This window comes from Lysinibacillus xylanilyticus (genome assembly GCF_001183605.1).
GTDB classification, from domain to species: Bacteria; Bacillota; Bacilli; order Bacillales_A; family Planococcaceae; genus Lysinibacillus; species Lysinibacillus xylanilyticus.
In genome coordinates, this window is sequence record NZ_LFXJ01000008.1 from 47,408 (window position 1) to 65,921 (window position 18,514).

The following is an 18,514-nucleotide window of genomic DNA, read 5'->3' on the forward strand; positions in this document are numbered from 1 at the left end:
TTCTTTTCTACTGAAACCAACTGAGATTTCGATACGACTATAGTGTGAATAGGAGGTGTTTGTTTGAGTGAGCATTTAGCAAATATTATAGATGAGCATGGTGAATATTGTCTTCGAGTAGCTTACCTATATGTTAAAGACTGGGCAATTGCAGAAGAAATCGTTCAAGATGTATTCTTTGCTTATTATCGGCAGCAGCAGAGCTTTGAACAACGATCCTCACTAAAAACATATTTAGTAAAAATAACAGTACATAAAAGTCATGACTATTTAAGAAGCTGGAAAAATAAGCGTCATATTTTATTTGAAAAGCTGCACATTGGAGCTAGCAAGCGAACGCCTGAAACAAATTTACTTGAAAAGGATGAACGAAGAATTTTAACAGCAGCTTTGTTTGAGCTTCCAATCACCTATCGAGAAGTAATTATTCTTTATTATTATCAAGAATTAAAGGTTCGAGAGATAGCAGAGGTTCTTGCATGTGCAGAAAATACAGTGAAAACAAGATTACGTAGAGCTAGGCAAATACTGCAGGAAAAACTGGACTCGAGTCATTGGGAGGTGCTAGAAGATGACATCTTTTAAGGATAAATTGGATAAAGAGCTTGGAGAAGTACCGCGTTTTTCACAACAAATGCAGGAGCGAATTTTGCAAAATGTATCTCAGCAAAATAAAAAACCTAGTAGATGGCAATATCCAACGATTATCATTGGAGCAGTCGTGACGATCCTCATTTTAATTGTAATTGGGCCATGGAAACAAGTAGACACGGCTAAACATGCTACCATTGTTGAACTAGCCCAACATGAAAATATTAAACAATTTACCATTGCGCAAAATTGGCAGGAAGATACCTTTAAGGCAGGAAGAACTGGCTGGATTTTAGGACAACAAGCTTATAAAACAGATCCGGAAACAACGCTCATTGCAGATGTACTAAAGAAGGCGGTTATATCGCAAAAGGACACTAATTATTATGCATATAGTGATGTGTGGGTGGAGTTTGATAATGGGCAGGCTGTGCAGCTAAAAATGTTCTTAAACGGTGAACAGCTAGCTTTTAGCGATCGACATACAAATACCTTTTACAAGGTGAAAGACGACGTTACTGCTTCAGCATTTATTGCCCTTATGCAAAAAGATGGAAAAGATTTCAGTTTCGGTGAGATGTTTACTTTTTTACTCATTGTTCTCTTTCTAGAGTGGCTTTTAGTAAAAGCAATTAGAAAAAAGTTTAACATTCCAAAGGAGCCGAAATATATAAATACAGGCCATCAACGTTCAACGTATATTGCTATGTTTATAAAAGGGGCGATTTTAATTGCATTTAATATATATGGGTGGTTTTTATATACAGCTGGAATATGCGTATTTCTAGCTGTCTTCACGGTAGATTCTATTGTGATTGACTATTATTATGCGCGTGAGGAAAAAAGACATTATATATCGATCGGTTCATTTATTATACTAGTGCCAATAATAATTGTATTTATCATTTATTTTTTATAAAAAGGAAAGAGGTGCTCAATCTGTAAAGAGCGTCTTTTTTGATACTTGGCACTCAGTAATAAATTAATTGATTAAAAAGTACTTTTTTACTTGTCTGCTATAGCAAATGTTTTTGTTATAACTTATTGGTTTAGTTGCTTTTAAGTTTAAAAAGCATTACTGGCCATAGTGTAAAAATGTTCAGGATTTATTTTAAATGAAAAAATATATATTTGAATAATAAAAATGAATAGGTAAGGATTATTCATTTTGAAACATACACAATATGTATTGGGTATATTTAATTGGATACCCATTAAAAGTAAGATGTGTCATTTGGTATTGTTTTTTAGTCATTATTTAAGTGAAAGAAATTTGTTAATTTAAGCCATTAAATTCTCTTTTACTCTAAATATTTCTATGTAATGAATATTTCTTTTGGTTCTTTTAAAGAAATACAAAGGAATTATGTGAGTTAAAAAACTGGAATATACATTGATTGTATGTGAAAATATGCACAAAATTAATTATATCAAAATAATTTATGTGTAACTTGATAATAGAGTAGAAAAATAATATTAGCTAAAAAATGTTGTAGTTTTTGTTTAATAAACACCTATTTTCTTAGAGGCTGTAGGGTTTTCGCCATAAAATTACTAGGGAAAAAAATAAAAAACTTTTTGGAGAAATAATATTTTTTTAAAAAACATCTTGCATTTGAATAATTCTAAGTGTTAAATTGTTTTCAGGGACGTTCATAAAACTTTCACAAGTAGAAAAAGAGGGGAGAAAAGAGAAATTATGAATAAAAATAGATGGTTAATTGCATTATCCGCAATCGCTATTCACCTTTCAATCGGTGGAGCATATGCATACAGTGTATACAAGATACCGATTGTCACAGAAATGGGATGGAGTGAAACAAACGTAACTGTTGCCTTCACAATAATGATGGGGCTTGCTGGTTTCTCAGCAGCATTATTTGGTAACTTAGTAGAAAAAATGGGGCCACGTAAATCTGCAATGATTGCAGCTGTTCTATTTGGGGCAGGACAAGCTGGTGCGGGTGTAGCGATTTCTATGGATTCCGTAACATTGTACTGGTTAACATATGGTTTACTAAGTGGATTGGGTATGGGTATTGGTTATATTTCGCCTGTATCGACATTAGTAAAATGGTTCCCGGATCGCCGCGGTTTAGCAACAGGTATGGCTGTACTTGGATTTGGTTCAGGGGCACTTATTACAGCGCCAGTTGCAGCTAACTTAATGGAGGCTGTGGGTATTTCTACAACGTACTTTATTTTAGGGGCAAGTTATTTCACGTTAATGATTTTAGGGGCTTCATATATAGCACCGCCTAAACCTGGTTACATGCCAGCGAATATGAAGGCTGCTGCAAATAATGGTAAAGAAGTAGTGAAAAAAGATTTAGCTGTCATGTCAGCACGTGAAGCAGTTAAAACTAAGCATTTCTGGATGCTTTGGTCGATGCATTTAGTAAACGTAACAGCAGGTATTATGATGATTTCTGTTGCATCTCCAATGGCTCAAGAAATTGTAGGATTATCAGTTGCGGGAGCCGCAGCAATGGTAGGAATAATGGGATTATTTAATGGTGGTGGTCGTTTAATATGGGCTGCTGTGTCTGACTATATTGGTCGTTCAAACGTCTTTGTAATTTTCTTTATCGCACAGCTAGTTGCATTTATCGTCTTACCTCATACAACAAACGTTATTGTTTTCCAAGCACTTATTTTCTTAGTTGTTAGTTGCTATGGTGGAGGTTTCTCGAATCTACCTGCATTTGCAAGTGATTTATTCGGTACGAAACAACTTGGGGTCATTCATGGTTATTTATTAACGACTTGGTCATTAGGTGGTATTTTCGGCCCGCTTTTAGTGAGCACAATTAAAAACTCTTATGGAAGTTACATTCCAGTATTCTATGTGTTTACAGGATTAATTGCAGCTTCGTTAATTATTTCATTAACTTTACGTGCAGATGTACGTAAACGAACAGCATTAAAACAAGCTTCTGAAAAAGTTGGAGACGTCTCCGCTACACAATAAAATATACTTTCAATTCGCACTTGAAGGTATTGGCCATATGAGTGTCATTTCGCACATGACGCTTGTATGGTCTTTTTTTGTAGTTATTGTTATATAACACTTGATTAATCTTTGTTTAATGTATAACAGTTGGTGTCTGATGTCAATATCATTATGGGAAATAAAGTGATTTCGCTACCAAAAGAGAAATTTTGTAACGGGAAGCAATTGTGGGGTTCATTTTCAAGAGGGCGACCTAAAACTTATTTTTTGTCACTCTCTTAAAGCTAGTCTTTTTAATGAAAAGAAAAGTAACTAATAATTCAATTGTTCATTTTTATCATTTATTTTATTTGATTGAATCTTTTCATATGTTAAAACGTATATAAAATAAATAAGGAGGCAATGTGAAATGGGGAAATTTTCTTTAAATGAATTTATCAATAAAACTCAGCAGGACGACAACGAAAATGAATATTTCGAGTTAGAAACTGAGCGTGTATTAGAGGTCAACCTAAATGGCGAGGTTTGGTCGAAGATGGGCGCGATGATTTCTTACATAGGAGATATAAAATTTGAGCGTGAGCGTGTGCTGGAGCATGGCCTCGGTAAAATGTTTAAAAAAGCATTAACAGGCGAAGGTACGCAACTTATGAAAGCAATAGGTAAGGGACGACTTTATTTAGCCGATCAAGGAAAAAAAATAACGGTCTTCGATTTAAAGGATGAAAGTATTTGTGTAAACGGCAATGATTTACTTGCCTTTGAGCCAACTATTGATTGGGATATTCATTTAATGCGTAAAATGGCTGGAGTCATGTCAGGTGGCTTGTTTAATGTAACCTTACAAGGTAGAGGGAAAGTAGCCATTACAACTCATTTCGAACCGTTAACCTTGTTAGTAAAGCCTGGTGAAACGGTCTATACTGATCCACATGCCACAGTAGCATGGTCAGGTAATTTGTCACCAGAGTTTAAAACAGATATTAGCTTCCGAACATTTATCGGTCGTGGTAGTGGTGAATCCATTCAAATGGCGTTTTCAGGTGAAGGATTTGTTATTATTCAACCATTTGAGGAAGTATATATGTCTAAAGATAGCTAAAAAAGCGTGTCCGCTTTTTCAGGACACGCTTTTTATAATGTGGAAAAACAAAATGTTCAAGGAAATCTTTGCAAATGTTGTGGTGCATTTAATGAGGTGATTTCTGATAAAAACCACTAATAGAAGTCTGAAACAGAGTATATTACATTCCTGCATTCATCCCTGCAATACGTCCTGTAACGAGTGCAGACGTTATATTATAGCCACCTGTGTAGCCATGAATATCAAGGATTTCTCCGCAGAAAAATAAACCTGCCTTTTTCTTTGAGGCCATTGTCTTTGGTTCAATTTCTTTAACAGAGACGCCACCACCAGTGACGAATGCTTTTTCAAGGGATTGCGTACCACTAACTGTCATTGTGAAATTAACGAGTAGTTTAGCTAAATTGCGGATTTTTTCCTGTGATAATTCAGCGCCTGTCAATTGTACATCAATGTCTGCACGTTCACATAAAAATAGAAGCCAGCGTTCAGGTGCAATTCCTTTCCAAACATTTTTCACCGCTTTTTTCGGATCTTCTTTAATGATTCTGTTTAAATATTGCAGGCATGTTTCCTCATTATAATCAACAAGAGATTGAATACGCATTGTCACAGGCTCGTAACCTGTTTTCATTAATTCTTTCACGACAAATTGACTGCAGCGTAAAACAGCTGGTCCGCTTAATCCGAAATGAGTAAAGAGCATGTCCATTTGATGTGTTACGAGCACCTTGCCCTTTTTGTTTAAAACAGAGACAGCGACATCTCTAAGCGCAAGCCCCTGTAGCTCGCGTGCCTGAATAAAATCCTCTTTCGATAGAACAGGAACCTCAGTTGGAAAAAGTGTAGTAATTTTATGGCCAGCGCGCTCTGCCCATGGATAACCATCTCCTGTTGAGCCTGTTTGTGGAACAGCTTTCCCACCAACGGCAACTACTACTGCCTCACTACGAATTTCTGTGCCATCTGTAAGGCGTACTCCGAGAATTTTTTCCTCATCCATTAGAAGCTTATTAACGGGTGTATTTAAGCGCACTTCAACATGTAGCCTCTGAAGCTGACGAATAAGTGAATCTACAACATCTTGTGCACGGTTAGATACAGGGAACATACGCCCGTGATCCTCCTCTTTTAATGCCACACCAAGTCCTTCAAAAAAAGCGATAATATCTTCATTATTGTAAACCGTGAATGGGCTGTATAGAAAACGACCGTTTCCGGGGATGTGCTTAACTATTTCTTCAACTGGCAAACGATTTGTGACATTACAGCGACCACCGCCTGAAATGGCCAATTTTTTGCCGAGCTTTGTCCCTTTTTCAAGTAATAATACTTTCTTTTTATGCTCTCCAGCAGCGATAGCAGCCATTAAACCGGACGGGCCACCACCGATAACGATAACATCGTACATATATTTAAACTCACTTTCTCTTCAAATTAGGAATCTTTCCTATTATACATGAAGTCTATATAGAGGGGCTTCTTTCACATTGAAAATATAACAAAAGTATTTTATAATGCTTTATCTTCTACTTTAATATAGAGTTATTTACCAAAATCTAGGAAATGTGTTTGCTAAACGTATGCTATATATAAGTTGATTGTAGTGGAGGCTGGGCGACTCCTTGGGGATTAGCGATAGAGGAACGAAGGCTAAAACCATCACGTCCTGTGATAACGCCTTCGTGACCAACATCGTGTTGGCCCGAGACCCTACAGCGAAGCGGATGTTTTCTGTGCGAAAGCGAAGCGACAGCTACAAAGCGCCCGGTCGGAACGGAAATCAACCCTACGTTATGGTGAATAGCTTACATGTGTAAAGTTTAGATGGAAAATTCAAGTATAATTGAGAGATAAAGTGCTCGTCGTTTGAACGAATAATCAGTGTTGAATAACCTCACTGATGAAAGTTTTGCTTTATCTGCATTGTCTGTATGAAATGAATGTCTTTTCATGCTATTATGGTAAAGGTTATGCACTAAATTATGAGGTGAAAAATAGAATGTGCGGATTTATAGGCTATATTAATGGAACAAATGTGATCGATCATCATCAGACGATCGAAAATATGATGAATACAATTATTCACCGTGGACCAGACAGCGGTGGGATTCACAGTGATGATACAGTAACGTTAGGATTCCGTCGATTAAGCATTATCGACTTATCAGACGTGGCAAATCAGCCGTTGTACAGTGCGGATGGTAACATCGTTCTCGTATTTAATGGAGAGATCTTTAACTTCCAAGAGCTACGTGCTGATTTGATTGAAAAAGGCCATAACTTTAAAACACACTCTGATAGTGAAGTTATTATTTATGGTTATGTTGAATATGGAGTAGACTTTGTCAAAAAGCTTCGCGGAATGTTCGCATTCTGTATTTGGGATAAAAAGCATGATTTACAATTCATCGCTCGTGATGGCTTTGGTATTAAGCCACTGTATTATACAGAAAACACAACAGATGGTACTTTTATTTTCGGTTCAGAAATTAAATCATTTTTACCACACCCATCATTTATTAAAGAATTAAATAAAGATGCACTACGTCCTTATTTGACGTTCCAATATTCTTCAATGGACGAAACGTTCTTTAAAGGTGTGTACAAATTACAACCAGCACACTATATGCTTATTAAAAATGGACAAAAGCAAATTGTGCAATATTGGGATAAAAAATTCCATGCAAAAGAAGCTCCAATTGAAAAATATGTAGAAGACATTCGTACGACAGTAAGAGAATCAGTAGATGCGCATCAAATCAGTGATGTAAAGGTTGGTTCTTTCTTATCAGGTGGTATTGATTCAAGTTATATTACTTCATTATTACGCCCTGATAAATCCTTCTCTGTTGGTTTCTCTGACTACGAGGATATGTTTAATGAAACAAATTTAGCAAAAGATTTATCTGATACATTAAATATTCAAAATGAGCGTAAATATATTTCGGCAGATGAGTGTTTTGAAGCATTGCCAAAAATTCAGTGGCATATGGACGAGCCACAATCGAACCCATCTTCTGTACCACTTTACTTCCTTTCTGAGTTAGCGTCGAAGGATGTGACAGTAGTACTTTCAGGTGAAGGTGCGGATGAAATTTTTGGTGGTTACTCATGGTACCAAAACTCTGGCAAAATGCAACAGTATGAGAAAGTTCCATTTGGAATTCGTAAAGCATTACGTGGCATAGCAGAGGCATTACCTAAAAATCAATATACGCACTTCCTTGTTAAAGGTGGTCAAACAGTAGAAGAACGCTTCATTGGGGAAGCGGTTGTATGGGACGAGGAAGATGCATTAAATGTATTGAAACCAGACTATAAAAATGGTCCATCTGTAAAAACGATTACAAAACGTATTTACGATGAGGTTCCAGGTGATGATGATGTTACTAAAATGCAGTATCTTGATTTGAATCTTTGGATGCCAGGCGATATTTTATTAAAAGCGGATAAAATGAGTATGGCTCATTCTATTGAATTACGTGTACCATTTTTAGATAAAGAAGTGATGGAATTAGCGAAAAACATTCCATCAAAATATCGTGTAAATGACATTGATACGAAATATGTTCTTCGTCAAGCTGCACATCAGGAATTACCTGAAGAATGGGCAAAACGTCCGAAGCTTGGCTTCCCAGTGCCAATTCGTCACTGGCTACGTGAAGAGAAGTATTACAAGATGGTTAAAGAAATGTTTACAACGGACTTTGCCAATGAATTCTTTGATACAAAGCAATTAGTAGGCTATCTAGATGAGCACTATGAAGAAAAAGCAAATCGTGGTCGTTATATTTGGACAGCATATGTGTTCTTAGTATGGTATAAACAATTTTTCGTAGATATGTAATAGAGAAGTAGCTTTAATCGGTGGGGGTTTTCTTAATCTCCACCGATTATTTTGAGCCATCTACTTTCCGTGGGAAGGACATAATCGCTATTTTTTTATGGAGCTTCAAGAACTTTTTAATGTATTTATGCGTCTGTTTACCTATAAATATGTTAAGATTACAGTTGGTTTACTTATTTAATATTTTGCGATGATAAGCTTTCTTGTTGTTTTGGCTGAATTTTGCTGGCGGTAGTATTATGGTTTGAACAGTAAAAGAAAGCTATTTTTAACTTCTTTCAGCGGGTGTCTAAACATCAGATGAAATATTGGAACTCAGTCTAAGAATGTCACGTCCTGTGGCAACGACTGAGAGACCAACTTCGTGCCGCTGACGCTTTCGCGAAAGTACACGGGAAACAGAAAGAACTGCTCAAGAAGCAGGTTGAACCTCGAATGCTTAGAACAACGCCTGCTCTGTTTGTATTTGAAACAAGCATCTTTAACAGCAAATATTTTATAAGTGTTACGGTATTGAAAATATTGATTTTACGATGAATGGATGGGTACGATGTCCAATTTAATGAAAGGTACCGCGATATTAACAATGGGAATGTTTTTATCGAAGGTGCTCGGATTAATTTATATTTTTCCTTTTTATGCAATTGTGGGTGAGGAAAATGTTGCCCTTTATCAATATGCATATATTCCCTATTCGATAATGCTAGCAGTAGCCATCTCGGGTGCGCCAATTGCTGTATCCAAGTTTGTATCTAAATACAATGCAATGGGTGATTATCAATCAGGCCGCAAGCTTATGAAATCAGGCATACTTATTATGATGTGTACGGGGTTAGCGGCGTTTATTTTTCTCTTTGCGCTAGCTACGCCAATAGCAGGGCTTGTTATTAAAAGTGATGATCAGGCATTTACGGTAGAGCAAATTGCTTCGGTTATTCGTTGGGTTAGCTTTGCGTTAATTGTCGTGCCATTTATGAGTCTATGGCGTGGATTTTTCCAAGGCTATGACAAAATGGAGCCTACTGCGATTTCTCAGTTAGTGGAACAAATTGTTCGTATTGTTGTGTTATTGGGTGGTTCATTCTTAGTAGTGGTAGTTTTCAACGGGAAACCAGAAACGGCCGTTTCCTTTGCAGTATTTGCTGCCTTTATTGGGGCAATTGGTGGGTTGCTAGTACTTTATTATTATTGGAAGAAATATCAACCTGAATTTGATTTGCTGCGCAGTCAAAGTGTGACGTCTACACAGCTACCTATGTCCAACATATATAAAGAAGTAATTACGTATTCGATTCCGATGGTATTTGTAGGCGTAGCTAATCCGTTATTCCAGTTAGTGGATATGTTAACGTTTAATGGAGCTATGATATCTATAGGCTTAGCGGAAGTAACGGATAAGTATTTATCAATGATTAACTTTACAACACAAAAGGTTGTCATTATCCCAGTAATGTTAGCTACAGGTTTTTCGTCGGCACTAGTACCGACGATTACAAAATATTTTACGCAAGGTGAATATATAGCGCTACGACATGCAATGGATAAAACATATCAAATATTAATTTTTATTACATTGCCTGCGGTAGTTGGAATTTCATTGTTATCGAATGAAATATACTTTATGCTCTATACTGAAAGCGAGATGGGGGCTATGATTTTAGCCCATTATGCACCTGTTGCTATTTTATTTGCATTATTCCAAGTGACAGCAGCTCTTTTACAGGGCATTGACTTCCAAAAGTGGATTGTCTTAAGCTTATTAACTGGAATTTTCGTTAAGCTAGCGATTAACATTCCGTTAATTCGTTGGATGGAGGCAGATGGCGCACTTCTTGCTACAGCTATTGGCTATAGTGTTTCAATTATCATTAATATGCTTGTGCTACGAAAAACACTGAACTACAAATCAGAAATGGTTATTCGTCGTGTCATGCTCATTTCTCTTTTGACAGCGGCAATGGCGGTAAGTGTACTAATCGTTCATAAACTTTTAGTGTTATTAATGGGACCAGTAAGTGGTAAATTCTCTGCATTAGTTTATTCTGTTATTTGTGCTGGAGTAGGTGTAGCAGTATATGGCTTCTTGTCTTTACGCCTAGGCTTAGCACAAAAGCTTCTCGGTGAACGATTGACAAGAATTACAAACAAACTGGGATTTAAATAGGAGGTACTAATGCGTTTAGATAAATTACTGTCGAATATGGGTTACGGGTCACGCAAGGAAGTTAAGCAGCTTCTAAAGCAAAAAGCAGTGACAGTAGATGGCGTATATGCGAAGGATGCAGCATCACATGTTGATCCTGACAAGCAGGATGTCTCCGTATTTGGTGAACGTGTGAACTATACAGAATTTGTATACTTTATGATGAATAAGCCTCCTGGAGTTATTTCTGCAACGGAAGATTTACGAGATGAAACTGTCATCGATTTGTTAGATCCTTTACATCAACATTTCGAGCCTTTCCCTGTAGGTCGCCTAGATAAAGATACAGAGGGATTATTGTTGATAACAAATGATGGCATGTTAGCACATAATTTATTATCTCCTAAAAAACATGTGCCGAAGGTTTACTATGCACAAATAGAAGGAATTGTGACTGAGGAAGACCGTGAGACATTTGCTCAAGGTGTTGAGCTAGACGACGGTTATGTTACAAAGCCAGGAGAGCTCATCATATTAAAATCTGCTCAGCAATCAGAAATTGAGTTAACGATCCAAGAGGGTAAGTTTCATCAGGTGAAGCGTATGTTTGAGGCTGTTGGTAAACGTGTAACGTATTTGAAACGCTTATCTATGGGCAACCTAAAGCTAGATGACAGTTTAGAATTGGGAGAATATCGAGAATTAACGGCTGAAGAGCTAGCCTGCATACAAAATAGGGATTAAAGAGTTCCTCGATACTAACGAAGATTAGTATCGAGGTATTTTTTATATACATACTTATACCAGTAATTGTATAATTAATATAACTTTTGGTGAAAGGCCATTTAGTCTATCGTACTAATTAATCTCTAAATGTTTCAGTAAAAATATGATGGTGAAGATAAGTAGAGGACAAGTTAATGAAAAACCTAAGAATTAAATTATTAATATCTTTAATTGCCTTTGCGTTAATACTTGTTGCTGTAATTTTTTATGTGAATAGGCAGATACTTACTGAGGATATAAAAAAACAAGAAGTCATGAATAGAACTTTAATTGAAAATCATATTCTGAGAGACATGCAAACTGTAGATAATGCATATTTTTATTTTGATAAAAATCTTTCTGACAAAATGGAAGAAGTACTACGAAAACTAATTACATATTATAAAGAAAATCCATATATAGCAAAGTGGGATTTACAGAAAATAAAAAGCGAGAATGGAATGGATGTGTACATACTCGACCAATCAAATACCGTAATTTATACAACTTTTGAAAAAGATAAAGGTTTAAATTTTTCTGAATGCTGCCATCGTTTTTCTACTTTACTAGACGAACGTCGAGCAAGCGGACAATATTACACTGATGGTATAGATATTTCAACAACTACTGGGGGATATCGAAAATTTGGCTATTTAGCAACACCTGACAAGAAATATTTATTCGAGGTAGGTATAGACTTACTTGAAGATCCTGTATTCCAAACTTTTAACTTCGCAAAGACTGCTGACTATCTAATTGATAATTATGTTGATTTGTTAGAAGTGCAAACGATAAATGCGGGAGGGGTTTTCTTTGATGATTCTAAATCTCGTGAAATAACTGTAAATGATCAATCGAAAATGTTTCAAGAGCATTTTGAGCAAGCCAAAAAAACAATGAAGCCAACGGAATATCAAAAGGAGTTTAAAAATGGTTATATTGAGAAGTACCGCTTTTTACCATATGAAGCTGAAGCGATTCGGGGAGAATCCTCTAAAAGAGTTGTATTTGTGAAATATGGTAATTTCACAGAAATAAGAGCGCTAACTAAAAATACAAAGCAGTTTCGAGTTTTGCTTTTTATTGCTTTAGTAACTTCCTTCATCATGCTATTAGTCATCAACAAACTCCTTTCCAAAACGATTCATCTTGCAACATATGATCCTTTAACAAATGTTTATAATCGTGCTACCTATATTAGAAAAATGGATAAGCTATTAAGACAAAGGAAGACGAATCAACCTGGTTTATTACTGTTAGATTTAGATAATTTTAAACAAGTAAATGATCGGTATGGCCATGTTGAAGGTGATAAAATTCTGATTGAAACAGCAAAAACTTTAAAACAAGAAGTAGGGGAAAATGGCTTTGTTGTAAGATTTGGTGGAGATGAATTTGCAATTGTTTTATATGATACGAAGGATGAACATATGGAAAAATTAGCGAATTCTATTTTGGAGAAAATTCATCACTTGAAGTATGAGGATAATTTTTCTATTGATAGATGGTCTGTACTTTCAGTCAGTATGGGGGGTGCCATTTGCATTCATCCAGATGAGTCAGAAAGAAGCTTATTTGAACGTGCAGATAAGGCGTTGTATCAATCGAAAAATGCTGGTAAAGACCGATACACTAGTTATGTAAAGGCTCTTACTAATAAAGAAAGCTAAAGCCACTTCAAATTTTTAAGGATAAAATTATATGCTCGCTCCATTCCTATTAGTGAGTCCAAGCAGAAGAAGTTAAAGCCTCCGGACGCAATTATGCCGAGGCATGATATGCTTGAGATTCACTTATAGAAATGGAGCGATATTTTTGTCAGAAATTAAATCCGTAAAGCCCTATTACTTCCATTATATTGGCTCATCATTAAAAGTTGTGGATGACATTTGTTAAAACATATGCCATGTTTATATGTTGATTGGAGTGGAGACTGGGCGACTCCTTGGGGATCAGCGGCTCATCGGACGCCCCCAGGAAGCTCTGCTCTGCGCGAAAGCGAAGCGTCAGCGGCAAATGTTTTCTGTAGCGAAAGCAAAGCGACAGCTACAAATGTTTTATCTGTGCGAAAGCGAAGCGACAGCAACAAATGTTTTCTGTAGCGAAAGCAAAGCGACAGCTACAAATGTTTTATCTGTGCGAAAGCGAAGCGACAGCAACAAATGTTTTCTGTAGCGAAAGCAAAGCGACAGCTACAAATGTTTTATCTGTGCGAAAGCGAAGCGACAGCAACAAATGTTTTCTGTAGCGAAAGCAAAGCGACAGCTACAAATGTTTTATCTGTGCGAAAGCGAAGCGACAGCAACAAATGTTTTCTGTAGCGAAAGCAAAGCGACAGCTACAAATGTTTTATCTGTGCGAAAGCGAAGCGACAGCAACAAATGTTTTCTGTAGCGAAAGCAAAGCGACAGCTACAAATGTTTTATCTGTGCGAAAGCGAAGCGACAGCAACAAATGTTTTCTGTAGCGAAAGCAAAGCGACAGCTACAAATGTTTTATCTGTGCGAAAGCGAAGCGACAGCAACAAATGTTTTCTGTAGCGAAAGCAAAGCGACAGCTACAAATCGCCCAGTAGGAACGGAAATCAACCACACTTTATGAAGATGAGCCACTTTACTCCTGTTGTGGCTTAAGCTTAGATCTATAAAATATACAACTGCATAAAACTAGAACAGCAATGACCGGAAACATTGCGTTCATATAATGAGTTAGCAACCACCCACCAATAATTGGTCCAATAAAGCCCCCTAAATTTTTAAATTGAGCTGCTCCTAAATAGGTTCCCTTTTGTGTATCAGGCGCAATTTCATCAATCATGACACTCATAGTTGGAAAGGCGAAAATTTCACCAATCGTAAATATAATCATAGCGATTATATATAGCAGATAGTTATTTGAGAAGCCGAATAATAAAAGACCAAATACGAAGAACAGAATCCCTACTAATAGAGTAGTTGTTGATGAAAAACGTTCCGAAAGTATACTAATCGGTAATTGTAGTAATAACACAACTGCTGCATTTAGCGAGATTAGTAGAGAATAAAGCTTGGTACCATCTTCAATTTTAAGTTCAATGATTTGTGGCAATGTTGAATCAAATTGAGAGTAACCGATATTTATTAAAATTGCCCCCAAAATAAAGCTTAGTAGTACACGATTTGTTAATAGAATCGTAAAGGTTTGCAGTATTTTAGTTGGTGTAGAAGCTTTTGGTTGCTGCATTTCATAGCGATTTAAAACGAAAAATAAAAATACAGCATAAATAATATACATAGTCCCTGTCAGCATGAATGGAATACTTGGGCTGGACAATTGAGAAATATAAACACCAATAATGGGACCAATCACAGCCGCTATGTTAATGGCTGCGTAACGAAACGAATACAATCTTTTTCGTTTATCTGCAGGAGTAAAATCAATCATTAATGCCTGTGTCGAGGGTTCAAAGAAGGAGCGACATAAGCCATTTAGGGCGTTCAAAGCTACGAAGAACCAAACTGTTTGTGCTGTTGCAAAGCCAAAGAACACGATGCTCCAAATAATAATAGTAAGCAAAATGATGCTTTTCCTACCAAAGCGGTCAGTTAAATAACCACCAAAGAATCCTCCAACTGTGGAGATTAACGGTGCAATACCAATTGTCAAACCTATTTGTAAAGGGGATGCTTCAATCTCATTATGTAAGTAAATTGCTAAAAAGGGCATTGCCATAAAACTTGCAATACGTGTGAAAATAGTTCCCCCTAAAATAATCCAAACTAGTGGATGAAACTGTTTGGGAAGTTTCATAGAATCCTCCTCTCAAAATGTAGAATGTTTCGATTTTAACGGATTGTTAATCAATTGTAAATAGTCAAAAAACATTAGGGGATAATGTTGAGAAAAGGAATGTTATCAAAATACATGAATTCTTAGCAAATATAGGGCATCGCATAAATAAGGTTCATCACCATAACGTGTGGTTGATTTCCGTTCCGGCTGGGGCTTTGTAGCTGACGCTTCGCTTTCGCACAGATAAAACATTGTAGCTGACGCTTTGCTTTCGCTACAGAAAACATTTGTCGCTGACGCTTCGCTTTCGCGCAGATAAAACATTGTAGCTGACGCTTTGCTTTCGCTACAGAAAACATTTGTCGCTGACGCTTCGCTTTCGCGCAGATAAAACATTGTAGCTGACGCTTTGCTTTCGCTACAGAAAACATTTGTCGCTGACGCTTCGCTTTCGCGCAGATAAAACATTGTAGCTGACGCTTTGCTTTCGCTACAGAAAACATTTGTCGCTGACGCTTCGCTTTCGCGCAGATAAAACATTGTAGCTGACGCTTTGCTTTCGCTACAGAAAACATTTGTCGCTGACGCTTCGCTTTCGCGCAGATAAAACATTGTAGCTGACGCTTTGCTTTCGCTACAGAAAACATTTGTCGCTGACGCTTCGCTTTCGCGCAGATAAAACATTGTAGCTGACGCTTTGCTTTCGCTACAGAAAACATTTGTCGCTGACGCTTCGCTTTCGCGCAGATAAAACATTGTAGCTGACGCTTTGCTTTCGCTACAGAAAACATTTGTCGCTGACGCTTCGCTTTCGCGCAGATAAAACATTGTAGCTGACGCTTTGCTTTCGCTACAGAAAACATTTGTCGCTGACGCTTCGCTTTCGCGCAGATAAAACATTGTAGCTGACGCTTTGCTTTCGCTACAGAAAACATTTGTTGCTGACGCTTCGCCTTCGCACAGAAAACATCCGCTGCGCTGCAGGGTCTCGGGCCAACAGATGTTTTTTGCGCGAAAGCGTAGTGTTAACGTAGCGGCAGCAGCACCGTTGTTGGTCATGAAGGCGTTACCACAGGACGTGAGGTTTTAGCCTTCGTTCCTCTATCGCTAATCCCCAAGGAGTCGCCCAGCCTCCACTCCAATCACCTTATATACATGGCATACTTTTATAATAATGTTATCCTCAACTTTTGATGAAGAATATCATAAATAATGAATAGAGGGAAATTCCACTAAAAGTAATCGCAATCTTTGAGAGGTAATTTGCTTGATAAATTGTGAGGAAATCAAAAAAAATAGTAGAAAACAAAAAAAGAATGACCACGACGAAAGGTCATTCTTTTCCCATACAAAATACGTGTAACACGTAAAAACTAAGACGTCAATTTTACTTTTTTCTTCGTCGTTGTCCATTTGCCTCGACTTGGACTCATCACCAAATCGTTAAAGGCTAACACGTTCAAATCCCTTTGAACGGTGCGAGGAGTGATACTAAACTCTTCGACTAAATCCTGTGTAGACACGGTTCCTTTGTCTAAAATAAACATGTACACGTCTTTAATACGATTAAGCATTCGATCAGTAGTTGGTTTCATAAATGAACCACTCCTTCATCTTAATTCTCTTGGCAAAGACTAGCGGACGACAATTTGTGCGGAGTGCACTTAGGCTAATAAGTAGCTGCCTTAGACATCCCCTTTTCTAATTTTATATTCAGAAAAATTATTCTGATAACTTCATTATATAGAAAAGCTAGTCAATTTTCTAGTGAATGCAAGGGAAATTTACAATAAAGACATAAAATTTATACTGTATTTTGTGGGAATAGGTGAAAAACATGCTATATGTGGTATTGTCCGAAACAAGATATAGAAAAGTTGTCAGAAAGATGATTGTAATTTATGTTGTAAAGAGTAGAATAATGATAATACATTAAGGAGGTACATCATATGGATTGGTTACAAGCTGCTAAAGAAAGGCAAGATGAATTGATACAAGAGTTACAGGAGCTTGTGCAAATTAATAGTGTTCTCGATGAGAATACGATCACTAGTGAAGTACCTTTTGGTGATGGTCCACTAAAGGCTCTTGAATGGTTATTAGCAAAGGGCCAAGCTGAAGGACTGCAAACTAAAAATATTGACAATTATGCAGGTCACATACAGATGGGTGAAGGCGATGATTTATTAGGTATTTTATGTCATGTTGACGTAGTACCAGTTGGTGATGAAACAGATTGGACATACCCACCCTTCAGCGGCACTGTAGCAGATGGTAAGCTATTTGCTCGTGGCGCAATAGATGATAAAGGCCCAACAATTGCGGCATGGATGGCCATGAAACTTGTGAAAGATGCTGGCATAGAGCTTAATAAAAGAGTACGTATGATTATCGGTACGGATGAAGAAACAGGCTTCCGCTGTGTCGACCACTATTTTAAACATGAGGAAATGCCGACGATTGGATTTGCACCAGATGCGGATTTCCCGCTCATCAATGCTGAAAAAGGCATCGCGGAGCTAGTGTTCTCTCAAAATAAAACAGGCGATGCTTCGAAAGAACAGCTATTACTATTTAATGCTGGAAAGCGACCAAATATGGTACCTGATTTTGCAAAAGCAACGGTACAATTTGTCTCTCCACAATTCGAACAGAATTTTCACGCATTTTTAAGCAAAAATCAGCTAGAAGGCTCTTTATTAATCGAGGGTTCTCGCTATATAATAACTATCAAAGGTAAGGCAGCCCATGCAATGGAGCCGGAAAAAGGTGTCAATGCAGCTGTTTATCTTACAGCATTTTTACAACAAGAGTTGACGACAGAGGCAAGTAAACAATTTGTCGACTTTACCGCAGATGTTTTTTATCAAGACCATTATGGTAACAAGCTTGATTTACAATTTGAGGATGAAATGTCTGGTAAAACTACATTGAATCCAGGCATTGTAACTTATGATGTGGCTAAAGGTGGTAGCATGGTAATTAGTATGCGCTATTCTGTCACATATCCGTTTGATGAAAAAATCACGGAAGCACAACGCTTAGCTGTGGCAAAAGGATTTTCATTGGATATTCAAGATGACTCAAAGCCTCATTATGTAAGCGAGGACGATGCATTTATCCAGACTTTAGCAGATATTTATAGACGTCAAACAGGGGATTATGAAACGCCTTTACTATCTACAGGTGGCGGTACGTATGCACGTGTGATGAAAAAAGGTGTTGCATTTGGCATGCTGTTCCCGGGTGAACCTGACGTAGCGCATCGTGCGGATGAGTTTGTGGTCATTGAAAATCTCATAAAAGCAGCAGCTATTTATGCTGAAGCAATTGTTGAACTTGCAGGAAACAAATAAA

At 37.2% G+C, this 18,514-nt stretch carries 17 protein-coding genes; 13 read left to right on the forward strand and 4 right to left on the reverse strand.

The window, feature by feature from the left end:
* Positions 1-63 precede the first annotated feature (63 nt).
* From ACZ11_RS15450 to ACZ11_RS15465, 4 genes are all read left to right on the forward strand, one after another.
* Entirely contained in the window at positions 64-585 is a 522-nt protein-coding gene (locus ACZ11_RS15450) for a sigma-70 family RNA polymerase sigma factor (protein ID WP_049667427.1), read from the forward strand.
* A complete protein-coding gene (locus ACZ11_RS15455; protein ID WP_049667428.1) occupies positions 572-1,510 on the forward strand; it encodes a hypothetical protein in 939 nt (312 codons plus the stop codon). Before ACZ11_RS15450 ends, ACZ11_RS15455 begins: the two co-directional genes overlap by 14 nt.
* A gap of 780 nt (positions 1,511-2,290) precedes the next feature.
* On the forward strand, positions 2,291-3,562 hold the full coding sequence (locus ACZ11_RS15460) for an L-lactate MFS transporter (protein ID WP_049667429.1): 1,272 nt from the start codon (positions 2,291-2,293) through the stop codon (positions 3,560-3,562).
* 391 nt (positions 3,563-3,953) lie between these two features.
* Positions 3,954-4,646 (forward strand): AIM24 family protein, encoded by a 693-nt coding sequence (locus ACZ11_RS15465; protein WP_049667430.1) that lies wholly within the window; start codon positions 3,954-3,956, stop codon positions 4,644-4,646.
* Positions 4,647-4,788: 142 nt separating this feature from the next.
* Here the strand turns inward: ACZ11_RS15465 and ACZ11_RS15470 are convergent, their stop codons facing one another.
* Positions 4,789-6,039: a BaiN/RdsA family NAD(P)/FAD-dependent oxidoreductase gene (locus ACZ11_RS15470; protein ID WP_049667431.1), complete on the reverse strand. Its 1,251-nt coding sequence runs from the start codon at positions 6,037-6,039 to the stop codon at positions 4,789-4,791.
* A 591-nt stretch (positions 6,040-6,630) separates the two neighbouring features.
* Between ACZ11_RS15470 and asnB the strand changes: the two genes are divergently transcribed.
* The 8 genes from asnB (at position 6,631) to ACZ11_RS26365 (ending at position 13,987) form a co-directional block, all read left to right on the forward strand.
* A complete protein-coding gene (gene asnB / locus ACZ11_RS15475) occupies positions 6,631-8,478 on the forward strand; it encodes an asparagine synthase (glutamine-hydrolyzing) (protein ID WP_049667432.1) in 1,848 nt (615 codons plus the stop codon).
* A gap of 550 nt (positions 8,479-9,028) precedes the next feature.
* Entirely contained in the window at positions 9,029-10,642 is a 1,614-nt protein-coding gene (locus ACZ11_RS15480; protein ID WP_049667433.1) for a putative polysaccharide biosynthesis protein, read from the forward strand.
* A gap of 9 nt (positions 10,643-10,651) precedes the next feature.
* Positions 10,652-11,365 (forward strand): pseudouridine synthase, encoded by a 714-nt coding sequence (locus ACZ11_RS15485; protein WP_049667434.1) that lies wholly within the window; start codon positions 10,652-10,654, stop codon positions 11,363-11,365.
* Positions 11,366-11,541: 176 nt separating this feature from the next.
* The gene (locus ACZ11_RS15490; RefSeq protein ID WP_049667435.1) at positions 11,542-13,056 is read left to right on the forward strand and encodes a sensor domain-containing diguanylate cyclase; all 1,515 of its coding nucleotides are present in this window, start codon (positions 11,542-11,544) and stop codon (positions 13,054-13,056) included.
* Positions 13,057-13,312: 256 nt separating this feature from the next.
* Positions 13,313-13,561, forward strand: a complete 249-nt coding sequence (locus ACZ11_RS27070) for a hypothetical protein (protein WP_236690888.1) — start codon at positions 13,313-13,315, stop codon at positions 13,559-13,561.
* Complete coding sequence (locus ACZ11_RS26355) at positions 13,549-13,707, forward strand: hypothetical protein (RefSeq protein WP_161804467.1); 159 nt, start codon at positions 13,549-13,551, stop codon at positions 13,705-13,707. Before ACZ11_RS27070 ends, ACZ11_RS26355 begins: the two co-directional genes overlap by 13 nt.
* Positions 13,695-13,853 (forward strand): hypothetical protein, encoded by a 159-nt coding sequence (locus ACZ11_RS26360; protein ID WP_161804467.1) that lies wholly within the window; start codon positions 13,695-13,697, stop codon positions 13,851-13,853. The genes ACZ11_RS26355 and ACZ11_RS26360 overlap by 13 nt, the downstream gene beginning before the upstream one ends.
* Positions 13,841-13,987 carry a hypothetical protein gene (locus ACZ11_RS26365; RefSeq protein ID WP_161804468.1) on the forward strand — a complete coding sequence of 49 codons (147 nt, stop codon included), beginning with the start codon at positions 13,841-13,843 and terminating at the stop codon, positions 13,985-13,987. Before ACZ11_RS26360 ends, ACZ11_RS26365 begins: the two co-directional genes overlap by 13 nt.
* A 12-nt stretch (positions 13,988-13,999) precedes the next feature.
* Here ACZ11_RS26365 and ACZ11_RS15500 read toward each other — a convergent pair whose 3' ends face one another.
* The 3 genes from ACZ11_RS15500 to ACZ11_RS15510 all read right to left on the reverse strand — a co-directional run bounded on the left by ACZ11_RS15500 (position 14,000) and on the right by ACZ11_RS15510 (position 16,752).
* Positions 14,000-15,175, reverse strand: coding sequence for an MDR family MFS transporter (locus ACZ11_RS15500; RefSeq protein WP_049667437.1), 1,176 nt, complete (start codon positions 15,173-15,175; stop codon positions 14,000-14,002).
* Positions 15,176-15,280: 105 nt separating this feature from the next.
* Positions 15,281-16,216: a hypothetical protein gene (locus tag ACZ11_RS15505; RefSeq protein WP_161804469.1), complete on the reverse strand. Its 936-nt coding sequence runs from the start codon at positions 16,214-16,216 to the stop codon at positions 15,281-15,283.
* Positions 16,217-16,530: 314 nt separating this feature from the next.
* Complete coding sequence (locus tag ACZ11_RS15510) at positions 16,531-16,752, reverse strand: DeoR family transcriptional regulator (protein WP_049667439.1); 222 nt, start codon at positions 16,750-16,752, stop codon at positions 16,531-16,533.
* 354 nt (positions 16,753-17,106) lie between these two features.
* Here ACZ11_RS15510 and pepV point away from each other — a divergent pair, with 354 nt between their 5' ends.
* A complete protein-coding gene (pepV, locus tag ACZ11_RS15515) occupies positions 17,107-18,513 on the forward strand; it encodes a dipeptidase PepV (RefSeq protein ID WP_049667440.1) in 1,407 nt (468 codons plus the stop codon).
* Position 18,514 lies beyond the last annotated feature (1 nt).